Origin of the sequence: Paraburkholderia fungorum, from assembly GCF_046026025.1 — a bacterium.
Lineage (GTDB): Bacteria > Pseudomonadota > Gammaproteobacteria > Burkholderiales > Burkholderiaceae > Paraburkholderia > Paraburkholderia fungorum_E.
In genome coordinates, this window is the sequence record NZ_JAQQFL010000070.1 from 1 (window position 1) to 7,076 (window position 7,076).

Here is a 7,076-nt window from a genome sequence, read left to right on the forward strand (position 1 = left end):
TTGGCGGGGTGAAGGCCCCGCCCCACGACGGGGCCCGCCGGTGGGGGCGCCACGATGCCGGACCAGAGGCAATGGCCGGGATTGGACGCGACACTCAGGACTTTCTTCTTCTCGCCGTCGAGTGCGAACGCGTAAAAGCCCGTCTCCTCGTCCCAGAACGCCTCATTGAACCGCGTGAAGAGCGCAGCGGCTTTCGTGCGCAACACCGCAGCGCGGGCCGCGTCTCCCAGCGCATCGTAGATTTGCGCCATCCGCAGCCACGCATCATAGACGTGGCCCTGCAACTCGCAGAGCGCCTTGGGCCCTTTCACCAGCGTCCCGTCAGGGTACACCAGCGCGTCGCCGGAGTCCTTCCAGCTCTGGTTCTCAAGACCCGCCGCCGACCGCGTGGCGTATTCCTGAAAGCCGTCGCCGTCGCGATCGCCGTACCGGTCGATCCACTCGAGGCAGCGCTCTGCGGTCGGCAGATGACGTTTCAGCAGTTCGCGATCGCCCGTACAGCACCACGCCGTATGCAGCGTGATCAGATAAAGCGGGGTCGCGTCCGCTGTTCCGTAATATGGCGTGTGGGGAATCAGCTTGAGACTCGCCAGTTCCCCCAAACGAAGTTCGTGCATGATCTTGCCAGGCTCGGCATCGCGATAGTCGTCGCATCCGGTCGCCTGCCAGACGCCCAGCACCTCCAACGTCCCGCGCGCAAAATCCGAATAGACGATCGAAGTCTGCAGCGAGGCGATCAGACTGTCGCGTCCGAATAGCGCCACGAACCACGGCAAACCGGCGGCCGGCACGAGCTGGCTATGGCCGGCGCCGCGAATGGGCAGGCGCAGTGCCGCCATGTCGTCGGTTGCCTGGCGAAACAGGCGCCGGAACCCGTCGTTGCTGCTCTCGAGCTTGAGCACCGCGCGCTGCCAGTCCATGAGCCGCTTGCTGTTCTCCGACGTGTCGCGGTTCAGTCTGGTACACGCCTGCGGTGCCGGATAGCTTTTGTGACCGTCCGAGAGATCGTAGGTGAGACAGCTGTGCCACTGGGCGCCGGGCGCCAGCTCGACATCGAACGTGAGCCGACCATTCGCATACACCGCTGGCGCACCGTTGTTGTGTGCTGTGATCGCGACTTCCCGCGAAAAGTCTTGGTTGTGGTAGGCGGTGGTGAGACGCTGCTTGCGCTCCGACCATTTCGTTATGACGTGGCCGCGCCGAATGAAGTGGCCGGACTTCACCTCGAAGATATCCGCGAAATCGCTGCGCACGGCGATTTCGAGATTGAAGCGCACTTTCGACCGGCCGTAGTTGACCAGATCGAAATCCTCGTGCACGCCACCGCCAATCTGACGGCTGAGCATGAGCCCAATGGTGTGCGGCGCGATCGGACCGGCCTCGGTGACGAGTGCGCGGTTGGCCAGAAAGATGCGCGCGTCGAAGGAGGTGGTCGTGCCGCCATTGAGCAGATCCCACGGCTCGCCGTCGGCATATATCGTCCAGCTGCTGATCACCCGGGTGTCATAGAAGTACAGACCCTTCCGGGTCGGTGCTTTGATCTGGCCATCCGGCTCGGTCAGGAGGACAGCGTCCCCTTATGGATCGCGAGCTGTGGCGGCCCCACCTTGATTTCGAGCGACATGGTCCTCTCCTCGTGTGCCAGCATCGCCCTTCGCGGAGACGGCGGTAGCGCCGGATCAGCGCGTTGGTCGATCTGTCGTGCGCAAGTCCGATCTCGTCCGCGCTCTCGAGCTCAGACGCAATGCGCTGTGCCAGTACCTTGCCCAGCTCGACGCCCCACCGATCGAAAGAATCGATAGTGCAGATCGCCCCTGCTGCACCATTCACATCTCAAGTGCAGTAGCACGCGACGAGCCGGGGTGAGTTGATCAGCACCACCGGTGGTGCGGGCTGGCCTGCCAGGGCACTCGCTTCCATAACGGTATCCAGGCATGGCCGACGCTCATGATGGCTCGGTCACGTTGATCGTTGCGCCGCTGAACATGGCGTCGATCCGCTCAGCGAGACTGCATTCGCCAGCCAGCTGCACGAGCAGCGTGATCGTCTCGTCGGTCACCCGGTGGTTCGAGTACTCGAGGTAGAGACTGGCGGCTTCGACGCTCAGGCGCTCGCCCCGCAGGGGATCGCCGGCGAAGAGCTGCCGCGGATGCTGACTACGCACCTTCCGGTGATGGTCCGCCGGCGTCTTCCACGCCGGCCGATCGGTCAGCGGTTGAAGCTGAGGCGCCCGTTTCGTGATCACGGTTGTCCCGCACGAGTTTGATCGCCCTTCTCCAGCATGGCGCTCTTTGCGGCGATGCGGCCAATGAGATCTTTCCACGACTTGTCGAACGATTCTGCGCCCTCGCGCTGGAGTTGGGCGGCGAGCGCCACATCGTCGACACCGGCCCGCGCGAATTCGGCGAGCACGTCTTCGGCGTCCCCGCCATCGACGGGCAATACGCCCTTCAGTTCGCCATGATCGGCGAAGGCATGCAAGGTCTTGTCGGGAATGGTGTTGATCGTGTCAGGGGCCGCCAGCGAACCGATATAGAGTGTGTCGGAGACGTCCGGATCCTTGGTGCCGGTACTGGCCCAGAGCAGGCGCGGCGGCCGGGCGCCGGCAACCGCGAGTTGTTGCCAGCGGGGCGATGCCAGCAATTCGCGGTACGCCTGGTACGCGCGTTTGGCGATGGCAATGCCGAGGCGATTGCGAAGTTGCGGGGGAACCTTGTCCTTCACCGCGACGTCCCAGCGGCTGACGAAAATCGACGCGACGGAACCGACGTTCGGATCGAGTCCAGCGGCGATCCTCCGCTCGATGCCGCGCAGGTACGCCTGCGCTGCCGCGACGTATTGTTCGCGCGAAAATAGCAGCGTGACATTCACCGGCACGCCGGCGAAGATCGACGCCTCGATCGCGGGAACACCTTCGGGCGTACCCGGAATCTTGATGAACAGATTGGGACGCTGCGCGGCTTCATGCAGGCGCGCAGCCGCGTCGATGGTGCCGGCCGTATCGTAGGCCAGCAAAGGAGACACCTCCAGCGACACCCAGCCGTCAACCCCACCGGTGCTGTCGTGAACGGGACGGAACAGGTCGGCGGCCCCGGTCAGATCCTCGATCGCGAGTTCGAAAAACAGCGCCTCGCCGGATTTCCCTTCAGCCGTCAGCTGCCGGATGGCGGCGTCGTAGAAATCTGCCTCCGTGATGGCCTTATCAAAGATCGTCGGGTTGGACGTCAATCCGGTCACTGAAAACTCGCTGATATAGCGCCGCAGCGTGCCGTCCGTCAGCAGGCCGCGCGTGATGTTATCAAGCCAAAGGCTTTGGCCGAGGTCATGCAGTTGTCGGGTCAGTTTCATGATGCCTCCTATTACGCGTCGCCTGCAGTGCCGTTGCCGAACAGCGTGGTCAGATCAGCATTGGCCGGGTCGCCGATGCGCTCGATCGTGATGTCGGCCGGCGGATATACGGCGAGATTCGCTGGGTCCGTCGCGTAGTGTCTCTGGCGTGGGAAGATCGTCGTCAGGCCGTCTTTCCATGTCTTTTTCATCGCTGCCCGGGATGCACAGCTTGTCGTCGATCATCACCTAGCGCCGGGCCGGATACCGCTTCGCAACCGCATTCATCCGCTCTTCCTAATGAATATAGATCAGCACACGGCCATCGACTGCGTCCCGGAGCCCGGAGCGCTCAACACTGCGCGGCGGGAATACCACGTCGCCATCGGAAAGATGACTGCCAGTCCCTGCCGCCGAAGACGCCGGATGGCGTCGAACGTGTCAGGGTACAACGCGCCTGCAAACGGGTAGTCGATCAGGAACGAGGACATCAGCAGCCGCGTGTCGCCCAGATCTGACCTTCCAGCCGATAGCGTTGCAACGTATCCGTCAGCACAACCCGTTAGGGCAGTTTTCGCGGCTAAATGTCGACGATCTTTCGCAATAGAGAGTACGAAACGCGCCAGTGGCCATCGGTGTCATTGACGGCGACCGATGCGGTCTTGGCATTCAGCCTCACGACGACTCCGACGCGCTCGCTTAGGTGCTTGTCAGTGAAGCTAACTGTGTCACCGATGAAGAACTCTTCACGCTGCGTTCTCGGCGGCGGTGTCGGTTCAACGTGAGGCTGAACAGTCGAAGTTTCCGGGATGATCGCCGCATAGAGCACGCCCCAACGGCGTCGAGTTGTGCTGTCCTGAACCACTGCCTGTGTCTGGCGGAGTTCGACTATGGTGCCTTGCGCCGGCGGTCCAAGCGGGTTATCGCCGATGTAGTTAACGGCCATCCCCAGGTGCAGGCGTTGACGTATTTCGAGAATACGTCGGGGATCATCAAGCATTTTGCCGATAGCAAGATAGAGGCGATAAAGCTCGGCACTAGGCGCCTGCCGAAGCGAGTCGAGAATGTCCATGGTGTAGAGGTGTTTAACGGGCGAGCGGCAAGAGCTCGTGCACGCGATTGACGGGATACGACGGCAGTTTCTCAAGCGTTCGTTCGAGCCACGCATAGGGCTCGATATTATTAAGGCGAGCCGTTCCGATGAGTGAGTACATCGTTGCGGCCGCACGGGCACCTCGTGGAGACCCCGCGAACAGCCAGTTCGACCTTCCGAGGGCAATCGGTCTGATTTGGCGCTCAAGCGCATTGTTGTCTGGCAACAGGACGCCGTTCTCTGTATATCGGACAAGCGCCTCCCAATGTCGCAACGCATAACCGAAGGCCTTGCCGAGCGGGGCTTGCGGGAGCAAACCGATGCTGTTTGCGTCTAGCCATTGACGAAACTGTGCCAACACCGGCAACGTCTGCGCTTGCCGGGCCGCAAGCTTGATGTCCGGGGTTTGGTCTTTGACCCGTGATTCAATCGCATATAGCTTAGCGATCCACTGCAGCGCCTGCGCCGCGAGGCCGGGGTCTTTCTGAGTCTTGGCAATTTCGAAGAACCGTCGACGGCAATGAGCCCAGCATCCGACCTCAATAATGTCACCTCGCGCGTAAAGCGCGCCATGACCGCTGTACGCATCGGCTTGCAGATAGCCTTTGTATTTATTCAGGTACAGCAGCGGATGCGCGCCCGCGCGTGACTCAGCGAACTCGAACACGACCGCTGGCGGGTGGTCGACCCAGACTCCGTTCTCGTTGCGCTGGCCCGCGCCCAGATAGCCCCATAATCGTGCTGTGCGCGTTGATGGGTGCCCTCGCTCAAGCAGAGGTAGCGTCGTGTCGTCCACGTGCATGCGCGGCGCCTTCAACTGGTGAGCGCGCAAACCAGGCAGCAGTACCGAGAGTAGCTCAGCAGATGCCAGCTTCCATTCGCACAACGTAGCGCGTGGCAAGTACACGCCACGGCGCGCGTAGCGCATTTCCTGTCGATTCAACGGCAGGTGATCGACATAGGTATTGACCAGGACATTGGTGAGCAGGTTCGCGCTCGCATTGCTCTTTGGCAGCGGCGACGGCTGAGCGCTTGCGGTCACGATGGTCGATTCGCCATCCTTCTTCGCCACGTATTTGAAGCGGATGTGCTCAATGACGGTGAGCTTGGACGGCTCGTAATGCAGCGTCTCGCTGCGCTCTTCGCCGATCCGTTCAAGCGTATCGAACGCCATCTTCTGTTCGTCGCTCAGATCGTATTCGATGCGTGTGCGCGGCAGGTCCTTCGGTAGCGCCGGACGCCCTTTACGAGTGTGACTCCCTACGGGAATGGCGTCGACCGCCGGCGGTGCCGGGATATCTGTTGCGGCATCGAACAGCTCGGCTTGGTCCGCCAGGCGCTCGGAGCTCACGCCAAAGCGCGCACGGTTCAACTGTGCGATCTGATACTGAAGGATTTCCAACTGCTCCCACAACACCCGTGCGAGCCGGTTCTGTTCGAGCGCGAATGCTTGCAGCGCATCGGGCTCGACGGGAAGATCCGCGACAGTGACGGCGTTGGGTGGCATGTGCTCCATGATGCCTAACTCAAGCCACGTTTACAAGCTCGGGGCTGCGCTGGAGCACCTCACGTCACGCGCGTCACTGCCACGGTGTGGTGCGGCTCTCGCGTTGGGATCTCGATGCCTTCGAGCCATGCGTTGAGCTCCGCGAGCGTGAAGCCGCGCTGAGCGAGTAACGAGGGTGACGGGAAACGGCCTCTTTCAAGACGCTTATACCAAAGTGCGAAACCGGTCCGGTCCCAATAAAGAATCTTCACTTTGGAGCGATCGCGCGCCACGAAGACAAACAGATTGCCCGATGCAGGCTTCTGCGCAAGTAGCGGCTCGACGAGATAAGACAGCCCATCGATCGCCTTGCGCATGTCGACCGGGTCGCGACAGATGTAAGCGCGAACGTCCCAGGCAATCAGCACCGACCACCTCCGAGCTGCCCGAGTACAAATCGCACGATGCGCTCGGCGTGAACGCCGCTCAGTTCGATACGAACGCCAGCGAGCGAGAGCGTCACCCCGTCACGCGACGGCGATACATCAGCCGCTGGCGTTGCAACAGGCGGCCTTGAGGGAGCCAGTTCACCATCCAGATTGGAAACGATGAATGCCGCATCCGCAGTAACCGCGAGTGGCTGTTTAATCTCTCTGACCGGGCTTGAGAGCTTCTTGCGCCACAGGCTGAAGGTGCTTACCGCCAGACCCTGTTCTCGGCAAAACCGCCGAGCGCCGACACCGCTCGCCTTCCAGGTGGTGACCATTTCGCCCCAGAACGCTTCCTCTTGCCGTGGGCGACGCGTACCCATCGCCGTTGCAGCCTTAATGTTCTCGTCTTCCATCGCATCGCCCTCGTTCTCACGAAAGCATCACCTTCACATTCGGGAAGTCGCGATTCAAGACGGGATCCGCTGACGCTTACGTTGCAACGCAGCAGACACTCAAGAATAGACGTCCCGCCACGCCAGGACGTCCTGGGCCTGCCTGACAAAAATTACTACGGCCCGGCGGCAGTCTCCCGGCAGATCTCGAGAAAGCAGTAGTTGTCGTCGTGATTGGCGTCACGCAGTCGCGTCACGTAGTCCCCAATGAGTCGCATACTTCGATGCTTGCTGGTCAGCGAAGAAGTAATAAGAAGGATTCTGAAGCGTAGCTGCGCTTCTCGATG

Annotated in this window: 9 protein-coding genes and 1 pseudogene; all 10 read right to left on the reverse strand. The window is 61.4% G+C overall.

The genetic code is table 11. The features are described 5' to 3' along the window. Window positions 1–1,562 (reverse strand): amylo-alpha-1,6-glucosidase (locus PQR67_RS37875; RefSeq protein ID WP_408467909.1); only part of this gene is annotated, 1,562 nt, incomplete at its 3' end. A 94-nt stretch (window positions 1,563–1,656) separates the two neighbouring features. Next, window positions 1,657–1,815: pseudogene (locus tag PQR67_RS37880) on the reverse strand (phosphoglucose isomerase-related protein); the annotation flags it as partial. A gap of 130 nt (window positions 1,816–1,945) precedes the next feature. After that, window positions 1,946–2,245, reverse strand: coding sequence for a phosphoglucose isomerase-related protein (locus PQR67_RS37885; RefSeq protein ID WP_408467902.1), 300 nt, complete (start codon window positions 2,243–2,245; stop codon window positions 1,946–1,948). After that, window positions 2,242–3,348 carry a transaldolase gene (gene tal, locus PQR67_RS37890; protein WP_408467903.1) on the reverse strand — a complete coding sequence of 369 codons (1,107 nt, stop codon included), beginning with the start codon at window positions 3,346–3,348 and terminating at the stop codon, window positions 2,242–2,244. Before tal ends, PQR67_RS37885 begins: the two co-directional genes overlap by 4 nt. Window positions 3,349–3,359: 11 nt before the next feature. After that, a complete protein-coding gene (locus tag PQR67_RS37895) occupies window positions 3,360–3,539 on the reverse strand; it encodes a hypothetical protein (RefSeq protein WP_408467904.1) in 180 nt (59 codons plus the stop codon). A 99-nt stretch (window positions 3,540–3,638) separates the two neighbouring features. Then, on the reverse strand, window positions 3,639–3,818 hold the full coding sequence (locus PQR67_RS37900) for a hypothetical protein (protein WP_408467905.1): 180 nt from the start codon (window positions 3,816–3,818) through the stop codon (window positions 3,639–3,641). Between the two features lie 89 nt (window positions 3,819–3,907). Next, window positions 3,908–4,399 (reverse strand): hypothetical protein, encoded by a 492-nt coding sequence (locus tag PQR67_RS37905; protein WP_211625420.1) that lies wholly within the window; start codon window positions 4,397–4,399, stop codon window positions 3,908–3,910. A gap of 13 nt (window positions 4,400–4,412) precedes the next feature. Further along, the gene (gene tnpC, locus PQR67_RS37910; protein WP_408467906.1) at window positions 4,413–5,822 is read right to left on the reverse strand and encodes an IS66 family transposase; all 1,410 of its coding nucleotides are present in this window, start codon (window positions 5,820–5,822) and stop codon (window positions 4,413–4,415) included. Window positions 5,823–5,986: 164 nt separating this feature from the next. Further along, window positions 5,987–6,334, reverse strand: coding sequence for an IS66 family insertion sequence element accessory protein TnpB (gene tnpB, locus PQR67_RS37915; RefSeq protein WP_408467907.1), 348 nt, complete (start codon window positions 6,332–6,334; stop codon window positions 5,987–5,989). Then, window positions 6,328–6,750, reverse strand: a complete 423-nt coding sequence (tnpA, locus tag PQR67_RS37920; RefSeq protein WP_408467908.1) for an IS66 family insertion sequence element accessory protein TnpA — start codon at window positions 6,748–6,750, stop codon at window positions 6,328–6,330. The genes tnpB and tnpA overlap by 7 nt, the downstream gene beginning before the upstream one ends. Window positions 6,751–7,076: the final 326 nt, after the last annotated feature.